Genomic DNA, 21687 nt, shown 5'->3' with positions numbered 1-21687 from the left:
AATTAGAATCTGACTACGGGAGAGTAAAGAATCAAAGGGAATTAAGTTCAATATCTAAATCGAACTTTTCTTTTAATGCTGTTTTTATTTTCTCCAGAAAAACTTCGTGAGTTCGTTTGACTTCTTCAAGCTCAGAAGTCCCCGGCTCTTCAATAACCCATTTACCTCGAGAATCGTAACGCCCCACACGAGAAACACTACTAAAATGTTCACCTTCTTTGGTTAGCTCCATCCACCACCCCCAAAACTCCCGCTTTTCGGGCTCTTTCTTATCGTTAATGCATACAGACAAACAATCGAAAACATAACACCCATCGATACAATGTTCTTCCCGAACATACGGGCCAACCGCTTTAAATGTTGCGATCAAGCGATTATGAGTCGGCTCCTTAATACTGTCTAACACTACGATTCTCCTTATCTACTGAATAAGTGACCTTTATATAAATAAGCACACATATCAAACCGGTATAATATATGTATCGGAATTTTCTTTATTTGTCACTCAATTAGTTCATTTTCAAGCCAATTTATTGCCTTATCTAACGTTTCCTCATATCCGGAAAATAATGTTCTTGCTTTAATCTGCTCTGAGCGGCCTCCATGGCTACACATGGCAACCATTTTATTGTCAGAAAGTGGAGATACCGGATCATCTTCCATAGCAATAGCTAAAATTGGAACCTGTGTTTTCCTGCCACCAATCAAGCCCTGTGATTTTAATGACCAGGCTCGTAAACGAGCAACCAGACTATCGATGTCAACAGCACTTCTGGAAATCCGGGACGCCATCACATCCAAGTACATTTTAGGCATGGATTTAATTTTATCCGGAGACGATAAAATATCGTGTATTGGCGCTCCAAGTGTGAGGCACGCTTTTACTTTTGTCTGCTCAACAAAAGATAACCGCACCATCGCATTACCGCCAAAACGAAGCCCGATAAGACCGACTCTGTGATGATCAATCCATGGAACAGTGTGAAGCTGATTCAACACTGCCTGATGCAATACGGAACTATCTTCTGTTAACGGCCAGTGAGAGTTATAACCAATTGCCGGCATATCCACAGACAGCATCGCGATATTTCTTTCAGCCAGAAAATCCCTGAATAATCGCCACATATCCGTTTGGAGACTATCCAACCCACAACTCACCATAACAACAGGTCGTGGTTCATCGGTATTAGCGACATGAAGATGAGCAATAATTTTTTTATTTTTATAAGGAAACTCCAGCTGTTTCACTAAATAACGGGTTTTTTCAGAAGCCTCAGAATAAGCTGAGACGGCCATAGCTCTGGACTGTATTGCCAAACTGTCATTCTTCAAATGAGGGTAGCCGGCAATACTAAAACATACGGCAGCGGAAAACAGTTTATTGGCTGCCTCTTCGTTTTCCAGTCCATGCGACTGTTGCTGATAAAGCGCCCCCAGCCGGTTCCATTCATAGGCCCAGTTACCGCTATGATATCCCATAACCGTATCCAGCCAATGATCATAAGTCCGGGAAGCATCCGAAGAAGCAATTCGGGCTAACACTTCTTCCTGATCGACAGGGTGGATCCCTTGCCAGGCCCATAGCATCCGACGTAATGTCCGGTACCAGGCATTAGGGCTGTTTTTAATTTTCTCTTCGATGACTTTTTCACTACTGGGCATATAAGTGGTAAGAACTGATGTCTCTTTAGCCTGCTTGTGATTATCAAATAGTTTCTCGGAGAGATTTTTTTTTGACATATAGAGCTCCCTGAATAGTCATCAAAACGGCAAACCTAAGTTAATCCTATGCGGACCATTATCCGACCTCATGGTAATAAAAAAAATGGCCCTTTGCAGGGCCATTTGTCAAATAAAACCAAATTATTACTTTAACTTACGATTAATCGGTTCGACATAAGACACCGTGGTATCCCATGGCTGCTCAATCCATGTATCTTGTGGAATATCGACAACATACTGATCAACCAACTCTTTACCGGCAGGCTTTGCACAAACCGTAATCAACTTAGCCTTAGGATACATTTCACGAATTTTACGGGCTGTATCGCCACTATCGACCAAATCATCTACAATAAGGTAGCCTTCGCCATCATGATCCGGTGCTTTAAGCACTGACATATCACGCTGATGGTCATGGTCATAGCTTGAAATACATACAGTATCAACATAACGAATTCCGAGTTCACGCGCCAGAATCGCCGCCGGAACCAATCCGCCACGACTGACACCAATAATACCTTTCCACTGTTCTGCCGGCATTTGAAGCTCAGCCAACTGACGACAGTACATTTGCATATTATCCCAGGTAATTAGAAATTTTTTACTCATGACAAAAACCCAATTCAAAAAGTGATGTTAGTGAAACACATGAAATACATATGCTAATGCGAAGATAACAGCCATAAACCATACTGTGATTGACACTTTATGTCCCTGACCGCTTAGTAATTTAATCAGTGCATACGAAATAAACCCTAACGCGATGCCCTGAGAAATCGAATAGGTAAATGGCATCATAATACAGGTAATTGCCGCCGGAGCCGCTTCTGTCAAATCATCCCACTTAACGTGAGATAAACCGGAAATCATCAGAACGGCAACGTACAATAACGCACCTGTCGTTGCATAAGAAGGAATCATACCAGCTAATGGTGCAAAGAATAGAGCAAGAATAAATAATATTCCAACAACAACCGCAGTTAAACCTGTCCGTCCACCAGCAGCAACACCAGCCGTACTTTCAACAAAAGATGTTGTATTCGATGTACCAAAAAGAGAACCAATAACAGTTGCTGTTGAATCAGACAATAATGCCCGATTCAGACGGGGAATTTTACCATCTTTACCAATCAGATTCGCTTTAGTTGCAACACCAACTAAAGTACCGGCAGTATCGAATAAATCCACAAACAAAAATGCAAAAATGACAGGAATCAAACCAACGGTAAAGACACCTTCAAGATCAAGTTTTAGAAACGTTGGTTCAATACTGGGTGGAACATCAACAATACCATGCCATGGCACATCCCCTAAAAGGATGCCAATACCGGTAACAACCAGAATAGCGATCATAACGCTTCCTTTTATATTGTGATGAACCAGACCAATCGTTAAAAAGAACCCCAGAACAGCCAGTAAACAATGCAATGAAGTAATATCCCCCAAAGACACTATCGTTGCAGGGTTCGCTACAATAATACCGGCCGACTTTAAAGCTATAATAGCAAGGAAAAGCCCGATACCAGCAGAGATACCCACACGGAGAGACATTGGAATGGAATTAATTACCAGCTCCCGCACTTTAAATAAGCTAAGTAAAACGAACAAAACTCCGGAACAGAAAACCGCAGCTAAGGCGATTTGCCAGGAGTACCCCATACCGCCAACAACGGTATAAGTAAAGAAGGCGTTAAGACCCATGCCCGGAGCCTGAGCAATTGGGTAATTAGCATACAAACCCATGATCAAACAACCGACCGCCGCTGCCAGACAGGTAGCAACAAAAACGGAACCCTGATCCATACCAGTTGAGGCTAAGATGGCCGGGTTAACAAAAATAATATAAGCCATTGTCAGGAAAGTGGTAATCCCGGCAATAATCTCTGTACGAACATCAGTTCCATAGTGACTGAGCTTAAAAAGTTTTTCGAACATGATCGAATCCTAAAAAGATATAAAAGTAAACGGTTGCGTAATCGATTGGGAGGCGATTATAGAGAGTTAGACTAGCAAATTCTAGCCAAAACACGATAAAAATTGACCTTTTGGTCAATGAGTAATGCAAAATAGGTCCCTTACCATCCGGTAAAAATTAGCAGTGCTATTTCCTAATTTCAGCAAAATCTAAAGCTTATTAATTAATCTAAATAAAACTCATCTTGCCGTAAAATGGGCGAATAAGAAAAGAAAACCAATAAAAACAGGCATTATTAATCATTATCTATCTGAAAGATAAAAAAACGCCACTTCCTTGTTATAAGGAAATGGCGGTGGATTATTTGACTTCCAATACAATAGGGGTGAACAAAATGTCCGAGTTCAGAATCACAGGAAGAACCAGTTCAGGCAAAAGAGCATGAGGAAATATCTTGGAGCAACAAACCTCATTCTGCTTTAAAAAATTCAGGAGCGATTCAGTCATCATAAATGATGCCATCTCGAACAACTCTCATCAGGATCAAATGATCTCAATAAGATGGTTATTAATATACCATAAAGAAAATTTATTACAACATAAAATGCTTATTGATTAATATATAACCAATAATTTAATTTTGAACCCCAAAATAATTGTAATTTTATTACATATTTGAGTGGTTTTGTTTTCAAAAATGCAAGATCACAGTTTACTTTTTCAGATCCTGTGCTACCCGATACGTAATTTTTTATATGAAATCTGCCGCCGAGTGGTATCCTGTCAGACAGTACTTTATTGTGAAAAGAAATTAATATTTAAAAATAACCTAAAATTTAGACTATATAACTAACAAATAATAAAATAAGGATTTATTATGCTGGATATCCAATCAGATATTAGTCAGCTATACCCAAATCTAGTATGGCAATTCTTCGCAAAAATTTGTTCGGTTCCACATCCATCAAAGCATGAAGAAACATTAATACAAGAAATCGTCTGTTGGGCAGAAGATCAAAAATTGACAGTGTGCAGAGATCGTATCGGAAACATCATTATCAAAAAACCGGCAACAAAAGGTTTAGAAAACAGAAAAACGGTGGCACTTCAGGCACACCTGGATATGGTTCCGCAAAAAAATGAAGATAAACAACATAATTTCACCCTTGATCCAATAGAACCATACATTGATGGTGAGTGGGTAAAAGCAAAAGGAACGACTCTGGGTGCGGATAATGGCATTGGCCTATCAGCCTGTCTGGCGGTTCTTGCTTCAGATAATATTCAACATGGCCCTGTTGAAATACTTTTGACCATTGATGAAGAAGCTGGCATGACTGGCGCTTCAAACCTTGAACCGAATTTACTCGAAGCCGAAATTTTACTGAATACCGATTCGGAGCAGGAAGGAGAAGTCTACGTTGGTTGTGCCGGAGGAATTGATAGTGAAATATTTCTGCCACTGGAGAAAGAACCAGTACCTGAAGGAATAAAAGCTTTTGAGCTAAGCCTGAAAGGACTGTGTGGTGGTCATTCTGGGGTTGATATACACCTTGGCAGGGCCAATGCGAACAAATTAATGGGACGGTTTCTGGCTAAATACGCTCATGAACTAGAAATCAAAGTGGCAAAATTTACCGGTGGTTCGCTACGTAACGCCATCCCAAGGGAAGTATTTTTGACCGGAGTTATTCCGGAGCATAAACTTTCTAAATTAAATATCAGCCTGGAAGAATACCTCTATTGCATAAAACAGGAGTTTTCTTCAATCGAAACGAACCTCAATATGTCTTTATCGATGACTGATGAAACATTGCCATATATCTGGACCCAAAACACACAAAATTCATTTATTAATCTGCTCAATGCCATTCCAAATGGTGTCATGAGAATGAGCTCAGATTTTTCCGGTATTGTTGAAACCTCTCTTAATGTCGGAGTCATTACAACTGAAGAAGAACATATTTCCATTATCAGCCTGATTCGTTCATTAATTGATTCCGGAAAGGAAGAAGTCGAAGGAATACTCACATCTTTGTCTTCTTTATCGGGTGCAAAAATTGAATTCAGTGGTCAGTATCCGGGCTGGAAACCGGATCCGGATTCAGAAATAATGAAACTATTCCGATCCATCTATGAAAATATGTACGGCCATAAACCCAACATAATGGTCATTCACGCAGGTCTGGAATGTGGGTTGTTTAAAAAGCCCTACCCTCATATGGACATGATATCTTTCGGTCCGACCATTAAGCATCCCCACTCTCCGGATGAAATGGTAGAAATAAAAACCGTCGAACAATTTTGGCAACAGCTAACCGCCACTTTGGAAAACATTCCCGAAAAATAATAAAAAGCCCCGATCATTTATGAACGGGGCCATTTTATAACAGTAATAATGTAAAATTTAAAAAATGGCATTCCAAACCACTGCCGTAACAAGAACCGGACAAACCACTTTGACATAAACCGGCCATATACGTCCGAAGAAACGGTTTTCAAAATCAGGGAATCCCTGCTTGAGTTCATTCACTTTTCTATTTCTTTTCCATACCCACCCGCCAAAGATGCAGAACATCAAAGCAGCAATCGGTTGAAGGTATTGCGTTGCCAGCGTCGCAACCAAACCAAACATAGAAGAAAAAGAAAAGAGAATAACCCCGCTGAACAGGGCGATCAGGATACCCAACCCCCATGTTGAGACATTTCTTGAGACATTAAAACGTTCACTTACCAAAGTAACCGGGCACTCCAGCATTGAAATTGAAGAAGTTAATGCTGCAATCGTTAACAGCAGGAAAAAGATCAAAGATACAATGCTTCCCCAAGAACCCAGACCTTCAAACATCATAGGCAAAACTCTGAAAACCAAAGTATCAGAATTTAACAAACTGCCATCGGAAGAATAAATCTCGACTCCCTGAGCCATCGCCACAAACATCGCAGGCATAACCACCAAACCAGCAATAAAGGCAACAGCAGTATCTACTAAAGTGACACTCAGCGCCATCTTTGGCAGATTAGCACTCTTACTCAGATAAGAACCATAAATCAGCATTGAACAACCACCAATGGTCAAAGAGAAAAATCCTTGTCCCATCGCAGCAAGGAGCAGATCTTTATCCCATATCTTGGAAAAATCCGGGATTAGATACATCTTCAGTCCATCAACAGCACCGGGCTGAAACATAATGTAAACAAACAATCCGGCAAACAGAATAAACAAAGAAGGCATTAGTCTGACAGACCACTTTTCAATACCCCGCTTAATTCCTCCCTGAACGATCAAAATAGTCAGAAGATAAAAAATAACCGCACCAAATATATTTCTCTCAATACTAAATTTTTCTAGCCACGCAGCCTGATCACTAAAATTAACCAGTTCACAAAGATCAGCAAGAAAGAAACAAATTATCCATCCCCCGACAATACTATAGAAAGATAAAACGGCCGTCGGAACGCACAAACCTAACCATCCAACTCCGGCAGCTAAAGGTTTAATACCGGAGGAATCCGTCAGTTTTCTCATACTGTCAATCGGATTAGCCTGCCCATGTCGGCCAATGGCTAATTCAACAACCAACATGGGGAAAGCAACCACAGCGATTAAGATAAGGTAAACTAAAAGGAAAGCACCACCACCATTACTTGCAGCCTGAGTAGGAAACCCCCAAATATTTCCCAAACCAACTGCAGCACCGGAAGCCGATAAAATAAAGCCTAATTTTGAGCCAAAAAGCTCTCTTTTGTTTAAATCTGTCATACAACCACACTAACAAACTAGTTTACTAGTACAGTAAAGCAATAGATGCTATAACACAACACAGAGACGATATATTTATTAAAGGTATGGGCAATTTATAGATTTATGAATTGTAAAAATATATTTACACAGAAAAAAATCATCCGGTAAAACAGCAATCTGATTTATCCCCAAATGCAGTTTAAATAGTAAACACCTGATAATTTTCCAGTTCAGGAATTGATTCATGTATTGATTTTTCTTGATCAATCAACTGATTAAAAGAGTCACATAATTGCTTTTTCTGGTGATCTTTTTTCTCAGAGAACTGCTGCCAATGACGATAAATTTTGCTGTTTAGTTCCTGAATCAGACTAGCAAACTCAGAAAAGGTAAGATTTCCCAAATTGGCCGTTCCTTCCGAAAAAGCAGCCCATAAATCAGATAAGGTTTCATGATCAAAAAAAGCCTTCATTTTGTCCCACAATGCATCAAGCTGAGAAATAACATCATCTCCAACAACAAACTGACCATTTTGATAATAATGACTGGAAGCCGAATGCCAAAAAGAATGGATTTTTTTCCTAAGCACTTCAAAGTTATTACTATCACCAAGAACGGATGAAAGTTCATCGATCAATATATCCGGCTGTTGCATATATTCAGACATTACCGATTCGTACTGCTTCATCGCAGAGGAAATAGTCTGTCTGTAGTGACTTAGCATTGATTGTTGTTCTGACGTCAATGGATAATCTGTATCGTTAACGATCAGACGATCATCCTGACTCAACGTTGCAATCTTACCGTTATCCAAAACAATGGAGACATTATTTCCGTCATAATGCAGCTCATTTTTAAGATTAAAATGACACTGTTCGGCAAACACAAACGGGGAAAAAAGAATCAGAAAAAATAATGCAAATCTACTCATATATACTCTTATCTTTATTGTTCATGGGCAGAGTAATATTTAACCACTTAATAATCAAGTCCAGAAAAGATTTCAGTACATGTGAAATATCCCCTTAAAACCTGAGCAATAAGCAACCAACAATAAAAAGGCTCCGGTTAAGGAGCCTAAAATAAAAGTGTCACAATGATATGCACAATTATTGTTGTTATCCAACTTGATTATATAAGGAAAACCTTTGCATATAGGATAATACGTTACACTAGATATTAGCAGTATCTTTAATGTATTGACGTGCCTTCTGAGCATATTCAAGAGGATCCGCTTCGCTTGGATCCTGCTCAGCTTCCACAACCATCCAGCCTTCGTAATCATTTTGATCAAGAATCTCAAATACTGGTTTAAAGTCGATGACACCATCTCCAGGAACAGTGAAAGCACCTAATCTGACACCATCAAGGAAGCTACGGTGTTCAGCAATAACCTGCTGCCGTTTTTCATCACGAATGTCTTTTAGGTGAACGTGAGGAATACGTTTTACATATTTAGACAGGACATTAATGATTGCTTCCTGATTACCTTCAGAGTAATAAATATGACCGGTATCTAACAACAGCCCAACAGAAGGATCAGTCACTTCCATAAATTTATCAATTTCTGCCGGAGTCTGAATAGCTGTCCCCATATGGTGGTGCAGACAAACTTTCATGCCTTTTTCAGCCGCAATTTCTGACAATTTGTTATAACCAGCCGCCACTTTTTGCCATTGATCTTCATTAAAAGAAGGTTTTTCATCAAAGACAGCTTTATCAGTACCCTGAATACTGCCACTCTGTTCAGAACAGCCAATCACTTTTGCGCCCATTTCATGCAGGAAATTCATATGAGACATAAAGTCATTAATGGTTTCATCTTCTTTACCATCAGCAAAGAAAGTGCTGAACCAAGCATTACAAATTTGAATACCGCGTAAAGCCAGCTTTTCTTTCAATAAAGCAGTATCTCTAGGGTATTTGTTACCTACTTCACTTCCGGTAAATCCAGCCAGAGCCATTTCACTGACACATTGAGCAAACGTGTTTTCACCACCTAAACTCGGTAAATCATCGTTTGTCCAAGCGATAGGAGCGATACCCAGTTTTACTTTATTTTTATCCATGATGTTCTCCTGAATCTTCTTTCTGCTTCCAGAGAGAAACAAAATCTCTCTGGAATTAACATTTCACATAACTAATTTTATAAGACTAGAAAATATTTAATTTTATCTTTTAACCATTACTGCTATGAAGCTTCCGGCACTTTTTTAGGTGCATTTATCAAAGCCTTACCAATGGAACCGAATATGTATACCAATGCAACCGTTGCAACAATATAGTAAACTGTCTGAACCCAGTCTGGTTTATTTTCAGCAAGGAACACATACATAGAAACAGATGCCAGACAAACTAATGTTGCTACAGGTTTACCCATATTCCACGGTTTAATATCAACTTGTTCTGTATAAACATCTTCGTATGCTTCCTGAGGATAAAAATGTCCAATAATCAGCATAAAGACAACATTCAATACAAACAATATACCCAGTAAGTGGAAGAAATGAAGGTCAATTTTTATCACAAAGTTAAACAGAATGTAGGCTGACATACCGAATACCAAACCAAGTTTTGCCGCAATTGCAGGAACCCGTTTAGTTAACAACCCAACCAATACAACACTCAGAATCGGAGCATTAAAAATACCCTGAAGCTGTTGAATCAGATAGAATAGGCCATCCGGCGCATTTGCCACTAACGGAGCAACCCCCATAGCTACAAATGCTAAACCCAAGCCTAAATATTTACCCAGTTTAACCGTTTGAGCTTCTGTTGCATCAGGCTTCAATGATTTCTTGTAAATATTAACCGTAAACAGTGTTACTGAAGAGTTCAGTCCTCCACTAAATGTTGAGAATACTGCACCAACAACAACTGCGGCAAAGAACCCTACCAACATTTCAGGTAAAACTAAGTGGACTAAGTTCGGATAAGCATTGTCAGGATTATCAATCTGACCATTAAAGATATGATAAGCAATAATACCAGGTAAAATAATGATAGAAGGAACAACTAATTTAAAGAATGCACATAACAGAACACCTTTTTGACCTTCTGCCAGGTTTTTGGCACCTAACGCTTTTTGTACAATAGACTGGTTAGTACACCAGAAGAACATATTAGAGATGATCAATCCGGTAAATAATGTTGAAAATGGAACCAGTGAATCACTGCTACCAATCGAGTTAAATTTATCAGGATGACTTTGGAATACTTCAACCAGACCGCCCCAGATATTACCATCACCGACATAAGCAAGTGAGAAGCAAGTTACGGTTAAACCACCTGTAATCAAACCAACACCATTCACTGTATCAGCAACAGCGATAGCTTTAATACCACCAAACACGGCATAGATAGTACCCAGAAGGCCAACACCCCAAACCATAAACCATAAAGCGGTTGTTTTATCAACATGGAATACATTGGAAACCTGGAACAAACTTTCTAATGCTAAAGCTCCTGTATACAACACAATAGGAAGCAGCGAGACGACATACATAGCAAGGAAAAGGATGGATGTAATAGTGAGAGTCTGTTTATCAAAACGCCTTTCCAAATATTCAGGAATTGATGAAATACCCAGTTTCAAATACTTAGGAAGAAAATACATAGCAAATAACACAATAGTCAGTGCTGCCATTACTTCCCAGGCCATAACAATAAACCCGGTTCTGAATGAAAGACCATTTAACCCAACTAAGTGTTCTGTAGACATGTTCATCAGCAGCATAGAACCACCAATGTATACACCTGTTAAAGAACGGCCGCCTAGGAAATAACCTTCCGATGACTCCGTAAGGTGTGCATTATGCGTTTTCTTGTAGGCTATAAAAGCAACCAGCCCGGTAAACGCAAGAAAAGACAAGAGAGATAGCATAGAACCTCCAAACCCTTAATTAATTCACATTTATCGATTATAAATTGGAGAAAAAGAGCCGACGGATTGTAAGTCGGCTCATCATTTTTATAGTTTTACTTCTTTGCCAGTTTTTAATGATTCAAGCGCTTTATCTGCCAGATTCAGAGCTTGCTCACCATCATAACCACCACATTCTGGTTGTGCTTTGCCAGACAAAACATCAACAAAATGATTCCATTCAGCCTGATAAGCTGAAGCATAACGTTGCAGGAAGAAGAATTCTGGTTTAGCTGAAACACAACCAGCTTCATCGCTCCATTGCTGAACAGCATTTTCATAGATGTTTTCAGCTTTTAGAAGACCTTTTTCGCCATGAAGCTCAATACGTTGATCATATCCATAACCTGAACGACGGCTATTAGTAATCGTAGCCATGGCACCAGATGGGAATTTCATAACAATAAATGCTGTGTCGATATCACCCGCTTTACCAATTTCCGGATCAACCAGGTTACTACCCTGAGCATAGATAGATACAGGATCTTCACCCATGATGAATCTGGCCATATCGAAATCATGAATTGTCATATCTCTGAACATACCACCAGATACTTTTACATATTCAGCTGGTGGTGGAGATGGATCACGAGAGGTGATAAGAAGTGATTCAGCTTTACCAATATTACCCAAACCCAAAAGCTCTTTTACTCTTCTGAACTGAGGGTCATAACGACGGTTAAAACCAACGAAAAGAGGAACATTACATTCTTTCACTGTAGCAAGACATTCTTTTACTGTTGCCATATCCAGATGGATTGGCTTTTCGCAAAAGATTGCTTTACCCGCTTTTGCAGCAAGCGTGATTAATTCAGCATGAGTATCGGTTGCCGATGCTATCAAAACCCCATGGACATTGGGATCGCTCAACGCTTCTTCTGTTGTTTGCTGTTTTGCTCCGTATTTATCACACAATTTTTGTGCATTATCACCGAAAGGGTCAACAACAGAATACAGACAGGTTTCTTTATGACTATCAATATTAGCTGAATGTACCTGGCCAATTCTACCAGCGCCAAATAAAGCAATATTAAACATATTATCTCCTTGGGTATTATTTAGCATTCATATCTTATGCATTCGTAATTAAATAGATGATTCTAGATAGCTTGTTTAAAACTCAAAAATTCAAATTATCGACTTCTCATCTGACTACGATTCGGATACTACACCTGAAAAATGTTCATTTCATTATCAAAAAAAACGAAACAAATGTATTTGCAATGGAGATATCATTTTCAATTTTTTTCATCATATCATACTAAAAACAATAATTATCATCAAAAAAACACATTTAAATCAAGTACTTATACTTTATTGTTATTTTAAAAATCATTATTATATCATTTTAGAAAGCTTTGAATTGAAATATAATGATATAAATACATCATAAAAATCAAAATAAATGATATGGTTATCAAATGCGACTAAGTTATTGTAATATAATAAAAAAACAAAATAAATAATATGTTAACATTTAAGAAAAAATTAAATTATTTAACGTAAAAAAGAAGGTAATGAAAAAAAAGAGAGAGGATTTATCATGTGCTGTTTATTTGCGTTTCATCACAACTTAAAAAATTAAGAAATCCTTATGTAATGGGCTATTATGAATGCGTTTATGCATCATTCTGTTTTATGATAATTTCAAACTATTGAGTTGGTAACAATATTCTTTTTTTCAAAAAAATGAATTAGGTGTTTCATTTTTGTGTCTAATTTGAAATAGACATCAAATGTTAAAATTACTTTAAAATAACAATGGTGAAATTCCATTTTTATTTACATTAGTAACATTTATAATTAATTCGAAAAATCAGGTACTATCTGTTAAAAAATAAAAGTTCCACCTCTAAACGTTCACAAATCCAGACTAATTTGCTCATGACGTTCATCCTGTTTCAGCATAACACTAATCCCCAATAATCTTATTTCTCTGCCATTCTGACGGGTTAGGACTTCTGCCAGAAGTTCATTGAAATACTCCAAATCCAAATGGCTATACACATGTTCTATTGTCGTTTGTTGAAAGTCCGCAAACTTTACTTTCATTCCCTGTTTGGAAATCGTCAAATCCGGGCTCACTTTAACCAACCGTCGCTTTAATTCCGGATACAGCTTTTCTCTGACAACCGTCTGACATTGATGATAAGTTGCAATATTTTGACTAAATGTACGCTCCACCCCCACAGACTTTCTTTGCCTTTCAGTGACAATCTTCCGGTCATCAATACCATGGCTTTTTTTCCAAAGAGACTGACCTAAACGGCCAAATGTTTTCAAAAGCTCCCGGTAATCGCTGTTCTTAATGTCTTCACAAACAAAAAATCCAGCCTGATGTAATTTAGTAATACCTACTTTTCCTACTCCCGGAATTTTTTCCAGAGGAAGCGTATCAATAAAACTCTGCATCATTTCGGGAGTAATGACATACATTCCATTCGGTTTATTCATATCAGAGGCAACTTTCGCTAAAAACTTTACCGGTGCAACACCGGCAGAAGCCGTCAGATTTAGTTCACTCTCAATATCATTCCGGATAGCTTTTGCAATAAGGGTAGCGGAACCTTGCAAAACACGACAATCCGTCACATCAAGATACGCTTCATCCAATGATAAAGGCTCAATAACAGAAGTATAACGTTTGAAAATTGAATGAATCTGTGCTGAAACCGATTTATAAACAGACATGCGTCCGGGCACAACTTTTAAATGAGGGCATAATTTTAAGGCATGCGCTGTTGCCATTGCTGAATGCACACCATACTTACGAGCTTCATAATTACACGTACTAATGACTCCTCTCTGCTTTTTATTTCCTCCGACAGCAAGCGGAATCCCTCTGTAGTCAGGCTCATCACGCTCTTCAACAGATGCAAAGAATGAATCCATATCAACATGGATTATCTTCCTTAATTGAGCAGTTTGCCCGTCATTCACTCTGTCTTTATTACACATACAGCACTTTTATACCGCTGAAAAGGAACAGACGTCACTGTAACATCATCAGTTCGTTGTAAACATACTATCTGTCTTATCTTTTTAAGTGAGCTATTATTATTTACATCGGAGATGAGAAAGGAGTTGCTAATTGACTGAAAAAGTTTTGGTCGTTGAAGACAGTCCAAGTTTTCTAAAACACGTAACTCAGCAGCTGACATTAAATGGCTTTGAGGTGATAGCTGCCAGCAGTTATGAAGATGCCCGTCAGCTTCTGGCATCCGATCAATGTTTTCTGTGTTCTGTGCTGGATTACTGCTTGCCCGATGCTTTAAACGGAGAAATTATTGACCTTGCACTAGAGAAAACACTTCGTGTTGTCGTTCTCAGCGCAACATTCCGAGAAGAGTACCGGGATCGCCTGATTCAAAAAGGCATCTTGGATTACATTTTAAAAGACAGCCCGACCTGGACCAATGATCTGCTTTCTATTTTACGCAGACTTATAAATAACCGTAACCATCATGCACTCATTGTTGATGACTCCCAACTGGTAAGAAATCATTTATCCCAGTTACTGGAGCATCAATACATAAGAACATGTGTTGCAGAAGACGGTTTTATTGCTATCGAGAAATTAAACCAGAATAAAGATATTAGTTTCGTTATCACAGATCACGATATGCCAAATATGGATGGACTGACGTTAATCAGAGAAATCCGCAAAATAAAGGACCGTAATGCACTGCCAGTTATAGGTCTGTCGGGCAATGAGGAACGCACTCTCACAGCTCAGTTCATTAAAGCAGGGGCCAACGACTTTCTTTATAAGCCATTCAATCAAGAAGAACTGTACTGCAGGATCAACTGCCTGTTAGGTATAAAAGAGGCAAATGACCGGCTCTATAAAATGGCAAATGAAGATGAACTGACCGGATTGTGGAACCGGCGTTACTTTTTCCACAAAGCCAATAACAAAGCAAATACAGATTATTACATCGCCATGATTGACATTGATCGCTTTAAACTGGTGAATGACACCTATGGACATGATTGTGGCGATAAAGTAATACAAACAATTGCTAACATACTCAAAATCTATTTTGAGTCATCTTGTGTTGTTCGCTTTGGAGGCGAAGAGTTTTGCATTCTTTATGAAGGTGACTTTTTGTCACTTAATGAAGCTCTGGAAGCCATAAGAAAAAAGATCAGCTCAATGAAAATCCGCTATATGAATAACCAAATAGCCACATCCATCAGTATCGGCTCAACCCGATACACCGGCACTCTTGATGAAAAATTAAAAATCGCAGACCAACAATTATACGCTGCCAAACAGCAGGGTCGTAACAGGCTTATTCATGATTAAAGATTCCATTTGTCATATTTCCGGTAAGAATCTTTTTCAAATAAGTACTTTTCTTAAATAAAAAAGGCCGACTCATACGAGTCAGCCTTTTATCTTCTCTACTTTCTACGAAACAACGTTAATTAACCACCAAAGTCATCAAGTAGAATGTTTTCATCTTCGACACCCAGGTCATGAAGCATTGAAATAACAGATGCATTCATTATTGGTGGCCCACACATATAGAATTCACAATCTTCCGGAGCTTCATGATCTTTCAGATAATTTTCATAAAGCACATTGTGAATAAAGCCAGTGTAGCCATCCCAGTTATCTTCAGGTAATGCATCAGACAATGCCACATTCCAGGTAAAGTTTTCGTTTTCAGCAGCTAGCTGATCGAAATCTTCCTCATAGAACATTTCACGCACTGAGCGGGCACCATACCAGAATGAGATTTTACGTTTTGTCTTAATACGTTTTAGTTGGTCAAAGATATGAGAACGCATAGGCGCCATACCTGCACCACCACCGATAAATACCATTTCAGCATCAGTATCTTTAGCAAAGAATTCACCAAATGGACCTGAAATAGTCACTTTATCACCTGGTTTCAATGACCAGATGTACGAAGACATTTGACCTGGTGGTACATCAGGGTTACGTGGTGGCGGAGTAGCGATACGCACGTTAAGCATGATGATACCAAACTCTTCCGGATAGTTTGCCATTGAATAAGCACGAAGGATCGGCTCATCAACTTTCGACTCATAGCGGAATAAATTAAATTTATCCCAGTCTTCACGGTACTCTTCCGGAACATCAAAGTCAGAGTATTTAATATGATGAGCTGGCGCTTCGATCTGGATATAACCACCAGCGCGGAACGGTACAGATTCACCATCAGGAATATGAAGTTTAAGCTCTTTAATAAAGGTTGCTTTGTTATCATTAGAGATAACTTCACATTCCCATTTTTTAACACCAAAGATTTCTTCTGGCAATTCAATGTCCATGTCAGTTTTCACTGCAACCTGACAAGCCAGACGCTCACCTTCACGAGCCTCACCTTTAGATATATGGCTAAGTTCTGTAGGCAGAATATCGCCACCACCAGATTTAATTTTCACCCGGCACTGACCACATGAACCACCACCACCACAAGCAGATGGTACAAAGATACCTGAGCCACCGAGTACACCAAGCAATTTACCGCCTGGCTGAGTTACAAGCGATTTTTCAGGATCGCCATTAATTGAAATCGTAATGTCACCTGTTGGTACCAGTTTAGATTTAGCGAAAAGAATCACTAGCACTAATACAAGTACAATCAGAGTAAACATCACTACACCAAGAATTATGTCCATTGACTATTCCTTTTAGTTGCGGTTTACCCGACTTACAGTTGAACACCAGAGAAAGACATAAAGCCTAACGCCATCAAACCTACGGTAATGAACGTAATGCCTAAGCCACGAAGGCCAGGAGGCACATTTGAGTACTTCATTTTCTCACGGATACCTGCAAGCGCAACGATAGCGAGCATCCAACCAAGGCCTGAACCAAATCCATAAACGATTGATTCGCCAAAGTTGTATTCACGTTGAACCATGAATGACACACCACCAAAGATCGCACAGTTAACTGTGATCAACGGAAGGAAAATACCCAGTGCGTTATACAATGGTGGGAAAAAGCGGTCCAGTACCATTTCAAGGATCTGAACTAATGCCGCAATAACACCGATAAACGTGATAAAGCTTAAGAACGTCAGGTCAATACCTTTAACTAAAGCATTCTCTTTCAACACAAGGTTATAAACCAAGTTGTTAACAGGAACAGAGATAGTCAATACAACAACAACGGCAATACCAAGACCAAACGCTGTTTTTACTTTTTTGGATACAGCTAGGAAAGTACACATTCCAAGGAAAAAGGACAGTGCCATGTTTTCCAGGAAAATAGACCTAACAAGTAAACTTATATAATGTTCCATGACAACCCTACTCCTTCGGTTCTACTTGTTCAGGCTTGAATGTACGGATAGCCCAGATAAGGAAACCGATTAAGAAGAATGCTGACGGAGCAAGCAACATCAGACCATTTGGCTGATACCAACCACCATTATTGACTAGTGGAAGCACTTCTAAACCGAAAATTTTACCTGAACCCAGTAGCTCACGTACAAACGCAACACTAATAAGAACGAAGCCGTAACCTAAGCCATTAGCAATACCATCAATAAAAGAAGGAATTGGAGCTTCTTTCATTGCAAATGCTTCAGCACGCCCCATAACAATACAGTTAGTAATGATCAAACCAACGAATACGGAAAGCTGCTTAGAAATATCATACAAGAAGGCTTTCAATACCTGGTCAACCACAATTACCAATGAGGCGATAATCGCCATCTGTACGATAATACGCACACTGTTAGGAATATGGTTACGAATTGATGAAACGAAAAAGTTAGAAAATGCCGTTACGAACATTACAGCAAGAGTCATAACAAATGCAGTTTCCAGCTTGGTGGTGACTGCCAGTGCAGAACAAACACCAAGAACCTGAAGCGCAATTGGGTTGTTATCTAAAACTGGCCCAACTAAGCTTTCTTTAAGATTTTTGACACTAGACATTAGTTCAGACCTCCGTCACGAACTTTTGCTAGGAATGGACCAAAGCCCATATCACCTAACCAGAAATCAAACTGATGTTGAACACCATTACTAGTCAATGTTGCACCAGATAGAGCGTCAACACCATGTTCAGAGCCTGCAGGTGCACCACCTTTCACGATTTTAATCGCTGGCTGATGGTTATCATCATAAAGTTTTTTACCAACAAACTGAGCTCGCCATGCTGGATTTTCAACTTCCCCACCCAGCCCTGGAGTTTCACCCTGTTCGTAATAGATAATGCCATCAACAGTGTTGCCATCCGTACCAACTGCGACGAATGCATACATCATAGACCACAGACCATTACCATGAATAGGCACAATCACACGGTTAACCTGTTTGCCATCTTTAACCAGATAGACTAAGCCATAATTCGCTCGAAAACGAATTCCGGCCACATCTTCCTCAGGAGTTAAAGCGGTTGACGTCGCTTTGTTTTTCGCTTCTGCTCTCTGATTGTAGTTTTCAGCAGTAAAACCATCAGGTGTTTTTTCAATAAATTCACCTGTTTTAAAATCAACCAGTTTAGGTTCGATATATTTAGCATAAAGTTCAGAAACCGAACCTTTGCTCATATCAACACCAGATACTTCTAGGATTTTAGATTGTTGGTCTAATACTGCGTTTTTTTCCTGCTTGGATTTCAAGCCGACCGCTGCTACTGATACGATGATTGAGCACACTAAGCTCAACGCGATAACAACAAACAGCGTTTTCTTAATGCTATCGTTATTACTTGCCATAGCGCGCTAATCTCCGTTTTACATTTTTCTCAACAACAATATGGTCGAACAATGGAGCAAACAGATTCGAGAACAGAATTGCTAACATCATACCTTCTGGGTATGCAGGGTTAGCTACACGAACAAGTACACACATTGCGCCGATCAAAATACCATACCACCATTTCGCCTTATTCGTGAAAGAAGCGGATACAGGATCTGTCGCCATAAAGAACATACCAAACGCAAAACCACCTAGTACAAGGTGCCAGTGCCATGGCATAGAGAACATTGGATTTGTTGGTGAATCAATCAGATTAAACAGAGTAGATACTGCAATCATACCAATCATTACACCAGCAACAATACGCCAGGATGCAATACCCATATAGATGATAAATGCACCGCCAATAATAATAGCTAAAGTAGACACTTCACCCATTGAGCCTGGGATATTACCAAGGAACGCGTCAAGCCAGGTAATAGCCTGCCCGGTCGCATTATTAATTAATGCGCCATGACCACCCTGAGCCCACTGGCTAAGAGCTGTCGCACCAGAGAAACCATCCGCAGCAGTCCAGACAAGATCACCGGAGATCTGAGCAGGATAAGCAAAGAATAGGAACGCACGACCTGCTAATGCCGGGTTAAGGAAGTTACGACCTGTACCACCAAATACTTCTTTAGCGACAACAACACCGAAAGAAATACCTAACGCAGCCTGCCAAAGAGGTAGTGTTGGTGGAACAATAAGAGCAAACAGGATCGAAGTAACAAAGAAACCTTCATTAACTTCATGTCTGCGAACGATACAAAACAGTACTTCCCAGAAACCACCAACGATAAACACAACCAGGTAAATTGGTAGGAAATAAGTTGCACCTAACAGCATCTTACTACCCCAACCGGCTTCTGCACTCATAGTGCCGCCTAATGCAGTAGTAATCCAGTAATGCCAGTCACCGTTAATAATACCGGTAAGTTGTTCACCTGAATACAGGTGATTTAACGCAGCAATAGCCTGACCGCCAGCATTGTACATTCCCCAGAACATTGCAGGGAAAACCGCTAGCCATACCATAATCATGATACGTTTTAAGTCAGCGTTATCACGAACGTGTGAGCTTTTTGATGTCACCGTGCCTGGAGTGTACATAAGAGTTGCGAATGCTTCATAAAGAGCAAACCACTTCTCATGTTTTCCGCCCGGTACAAAATGATGCTCAATGTCTTCTAGAAACTTTTTAAGCCCCATGGAAATTACCCTTCTTTCTCAATCCTGTCCAAGCACTCACGGAGTAATGAACCATACTCATATTTGCCTGGGCATACAAAGGTACACAACGCAAGATCTTCTTCGTCGAGTTCTAATGCACCAAGACGTTCAGCACTTTCGAGATCGCCTGCACATAAGTCACGAAGCAGCAATGTAGGTTCGATATCAAGAGGCACTACTTTTTCATAGTTACCAATTGGAACCATTGCTCTTTCGCCACCATTCATAGCAGTCGTCATGTTGTATAGCTGTCCCTTGAACAAATGACCAAGGAAAGAACGAGTTACGGAGAATTTATTTTTACCAGGCATTGCCCAGCCAATAAACTCTTTCTCACGCCCTTCACGAAGAACACTTACCTGCAGGTGGTAACGACCTAAATAAGCATGAGGTCCGAAAGCTTTTGTTCCAGAAAGAACAGAGCCGGAAATAACGCGGACTTCTCCGGGGAGAATTTCGTTGTTCGTCAACTCAGCAAGGCTTGCGCCCATTGTTGTACGAACCAAACGAGGATTATTAATCACCGGACCCGCAAGAGAAACGACACGGTCAGTGTAAAGCTCACCGGTTAAGAATAACTTACCGATAGCAATCACATCTTGATAATTAATGTTCCATGCCACATTTTCTGCACTTACCGGATACAGAAAATGCATGTGAGTTCCTGGCAACCCTGCAGGGTGAGGGCCGTCGAACACATGTTCCTGAACATTTGACTGGCCAGAGCGAGGCAAACTCGTTCCTTTCTTACAAACATAAACTTTGCCATCAGTCAGGACAGAAAGAACGTCAAGACCAGCGGTAAAAGCTTCAGGCTGTTCGTTAATAATTAATTGAGGTTCACCTGCCAATGGATTGGTATCAATTGCAGTTACAAAGATAGCCTTGGTAGTTGAATCAATTGCCGGAACCTTGCTGAACGGACGAGTACGGAACGCTGTCCACAAACCAGATTCAGTAAGTTGAGTTCTCACTTTATCTGATTTCAGGCTAGCCAGCTCTTTTGCATCAAATTTGTCGAAAGTAACCTGCTCATCACCTGAAACTTCAATCACTACAGATTGAAGAACACGCTTTGCACCACGGTTAATTTCAACAACTTTTCCGCAAGCTGGCGAAGTGAATAAAACACCAAGGTTCTTTTTATCTTCAAAAAGAACCTGACCTTTTTTCACTTCATCACCAACGCGAACATACATGGTTGGTTTTAAACCAACATACTCTTCGCCAAGCAAGGCGACTTTTGTGATGGTTCTACCATCATTTATCACCTGGGCAGGCGCTCCCGCGATTGGAAGGTCCAAACCCTTTTTTATTGTAATCATACGCACTTGCACTACTTTATCGGGAAAAAGATTCTTTGGATTTGTGTATTGTAAGGTCATCTTGAACTAAAAGACACTTTAGTAACTAAGAAAA

18 protein-coding genes are annotated in these 21687 nt (G+C 39.7%); 2 read left to right on the top strand and 16 right to left on the bottom strand.

Features of this window, described 5'->3' with window-relative positions; genetic code table 11:
* Nucleotides 1–31: 31 nt before the first annotated feature.
* The 4 genes from crl to LRQ06_RS10860 all read right to left on the bottom strand — a co-directional run bounded on the left by crl (nt 32) and on the right by LRQ06_RS10860 (nt 3657).
* Nucleotides 32–406, bottom strand: a complete 375-nt coding sequence (gene crl, locus LRQ06_RS10875) for a sigma factor-binding protein Crl (protein WP_232766347.1) — start codon at nt 404–406, stop codon at nt 32–34.
* A 95-nt stretch (nt 407–501) separates the two neighbouring features.
* On the bottom strand, nt 502–1740 hold the full coding sequence (gene frsA, locus LRQ06_RS10870; protein ID WP_232766346.1) for an esterase FrsA: 1239 nt from the start codon (nt 1738–1740) through the stop codon (nt 502–504).
* Nucleotides 1741–1866: 126 nt separating this feature from the next.
* Nucleotides 1867–2331, bottom strand: a complete 465-nt coding sequence (gpt, locus tag LRQ06_RS10865) for a xanthine phosphoribosyltransferase (RefSeq protein WP_232766345.1) — start codon at nt 2329–2331, stop codon at nt 1867–1869.
* 27 nt (nt 2332–2358) lie between these two features.
* Entirely contained in the window at nt 2359–3657 is a 1299-nt protein-coding gene (locus LRQ06_RS10860) for an NCS2 family permease (protein ID WP_232766344.1), read from the bottom strand.
* 857 nt (nt 3658–4514) lie between these two features.
* Here LRQ06_RS10860 and LRQ06_RS10855 point away from each other — a divergent pair.
* Entirely contained in the window at nt 4515–5987 is a 1473-nt protein-coding gene (locus tag LRQ06_RS10855; protein WP_232766343.1) for an aminoacyl-histidine dipeptidase, read from the top strand.
* A 57-nt stretch (nt 5988–6044) separates the two neighbouring features.
* Here the strand turns inward: LRQ06_RS10855 and LRQ06_RS10850 are convergent, their stop codons facing one another.
* The 6 genes from LRQ06_RS10850 to dinB form a co-directional block, all read right to left on the bottom strand.
* Complete coding sequence (locus LRQ06_RS10850; RefSeq protein ID WP_232766342.1) at nt 6045–7400, bottom strand: sodium-dependent transporter; 1356 nt, start codon at nt 7398–7400, stop codon at nt 6045–6047.
* Nucleotides 7401–7581: 181 nt separating this feature from the next.
* Entirely contained in the window at nt 7582–8313 is a 732-nt protein-coding gene (locus LRQ06_RS10845) for a DUF2884 family protein (RefSeq protein WP_232766341.1), read from the bottom strand.
* A 241-nt stretch (nt 8314–8554) separates the two neighbouring features.
* Entirely contained in the window at nt 8555–9451 is an 897-nt protein-coding gene (gene iolE / locus LRQ06_RS10840; RefSeq protein WP_232766340.1) for a myo-inosose-2 dehydratase, read from the bottom strand.
* Nucleotides 9452–9573: 122 nt separating this feature from the next.
* Nucleotides 9574–11265 (bottom strand): solute:sodium symporter family transporter, encoded by a 1692-nt coding sequence (locus tag LRQ06_RS10835; RefSeq protein WP_232766339.1) that lies wholly within the window; start codon nt 11263–11265, stop codon nt 9574–9576.
* A gap of 87 nt (nt 11266–11352) precedes the next feature.
* On the bottom strand, nt 11353–12342 hold the full coding sequence (iolG, locus tag LRQ06_RS10830) for an inositol 2-dehydrogenase (RefSeq protein WP_232766338.1): 990 nt from the start codon (nt 12340–12342) through the stop codon (nt 11353–11355).
* Between the two features lie 822 nt (nt 12343–13164).
* Nucleotides 13165–14262: a DNA polymerase IV gene (gene dinB / locus LRQ06_RS10825; RefSeq protein WP_232766337.1), complete on the bottom strand. Its 1098-nt coding sequence runs from the start codon at nt 14260–14262 to the stop codon at nt 13165–13167.
* A 133-nt stretch (nt 14263–14395) separates the two neighbouring features.
* Between dinB and LRQ06_RS10820 the strand changes: the two genes are divergently transcribed.
* Nucleotides 14396–15613, top strand: a complete 1218-nt coding sequence (locus LRQ06_RS10820; RefSeq protein ID WP_232766336.1) for a GGDEF domain-containing response regulator — start codon at nt 14396–14398, stop codon at nt 15611–15613.
* Nucleotides 15614–15735: 122 nt separating this feature from the next.
* On the opposite strand, the gene nqrF is transcribed toward LRQ06_RS10820, so the two are convergent.
* From nqrF to LRQ06_RS10790, 6 genes are read right to left on the bottom strand one after another with little or no spacing between them, the layout of a single operon-like run.
* On the bottom strand, nt 15736–16959 hold the full coding sequence (gene nqrF, locus LRQ06_RS10815; RefSeq protein WP_232766335.1) for an NADH:ubiquinone reductase (Na(+)-transporting) subunit F: 1224 nt from the start codon (nt 16957–16959) through the stop codon (nt 15736–15738).
* Nucleotides 16960–16991: 32 nt separating this feature from the next.
* On the bottom strand, nt 16992–17588 hold the full coding sequence (nqrE, locus tag LRQ06_RS10810; RefSeq protein WP_232766334.1) for an NADH:ubiquinone reductase (Na(+)-transporting) subunit E: 597 nt from the start codon (nt 17586–17588) through the stop codon (nt 16992–16994).
* A 7-nt stretch (nt 17589–17595) separates the two neighbouring features.
* Nucleotides 17596–18228, bottom strand: a complete 633-nt coding sequence (locus tag LRQ06_RS10805; protein ID WP_232766333.1) for an NADH:ubiquinone reductase (Na(+)-transporting) subunit D — start codon at nt 18226–18228, stop codon at nt 17596–17598.
* A complete protein-coding gene (locus LRQ06_RS10800; protein ID WP_232766332.1) occupies nt 18228–19013 on the bottom strand; it encodes a Na(+)-translocating NADH-quinone reductase subunit C in 786 nt (261 codons plus the stop codon). Before LRQ06_RS10800 ends, LRQ06_RS10805 begins: the two co-directional genes overlap by 1 nt.
* Entirely contained in the window at nt 19003–20247 is a 1245-nt protein-coding gene (locus tag LRQ06_RS10795) for an NADH:ubiquinone reductase (Na(+)-transporting) subunit B (protein WP_232766331.1), read from the bottom strand. The genes LRQ06_RS10800 and LRQ06_RS10795 overlap by 11 nt, the downstream gene beginning before the upstream one ends.
* A 5-nt stretch (nt 20248–20252) precedes the next feature.
* Nucleotides 20253–21593 (bottom strand): Na(+)-translocating NADH-quinone reductase subunit A, encoded by a 1341-nt coding sequence (locus LRQ06_RS10790; RefSeq protein ID WP_232766330.1) that lies wholly within the window; start codon nt 21591–21593, stop codon nt 20253–20255.
* Between the last annotated feature and the right edge of the window lie 94 nt (nt 21594–21687).

Source organism: Vibrio salinus, assembly GCF_021272385.1.
Taxonomy (GTDB): Bacteria; Pseudomonadota; Gammaproteobacteria; order Enterobacterales; family Vibrionaceae; genus Vibrio; species Vibrio salinus.
This window is presented reverse-complemented; position numbering and strand designations above follow the sequence as displayed.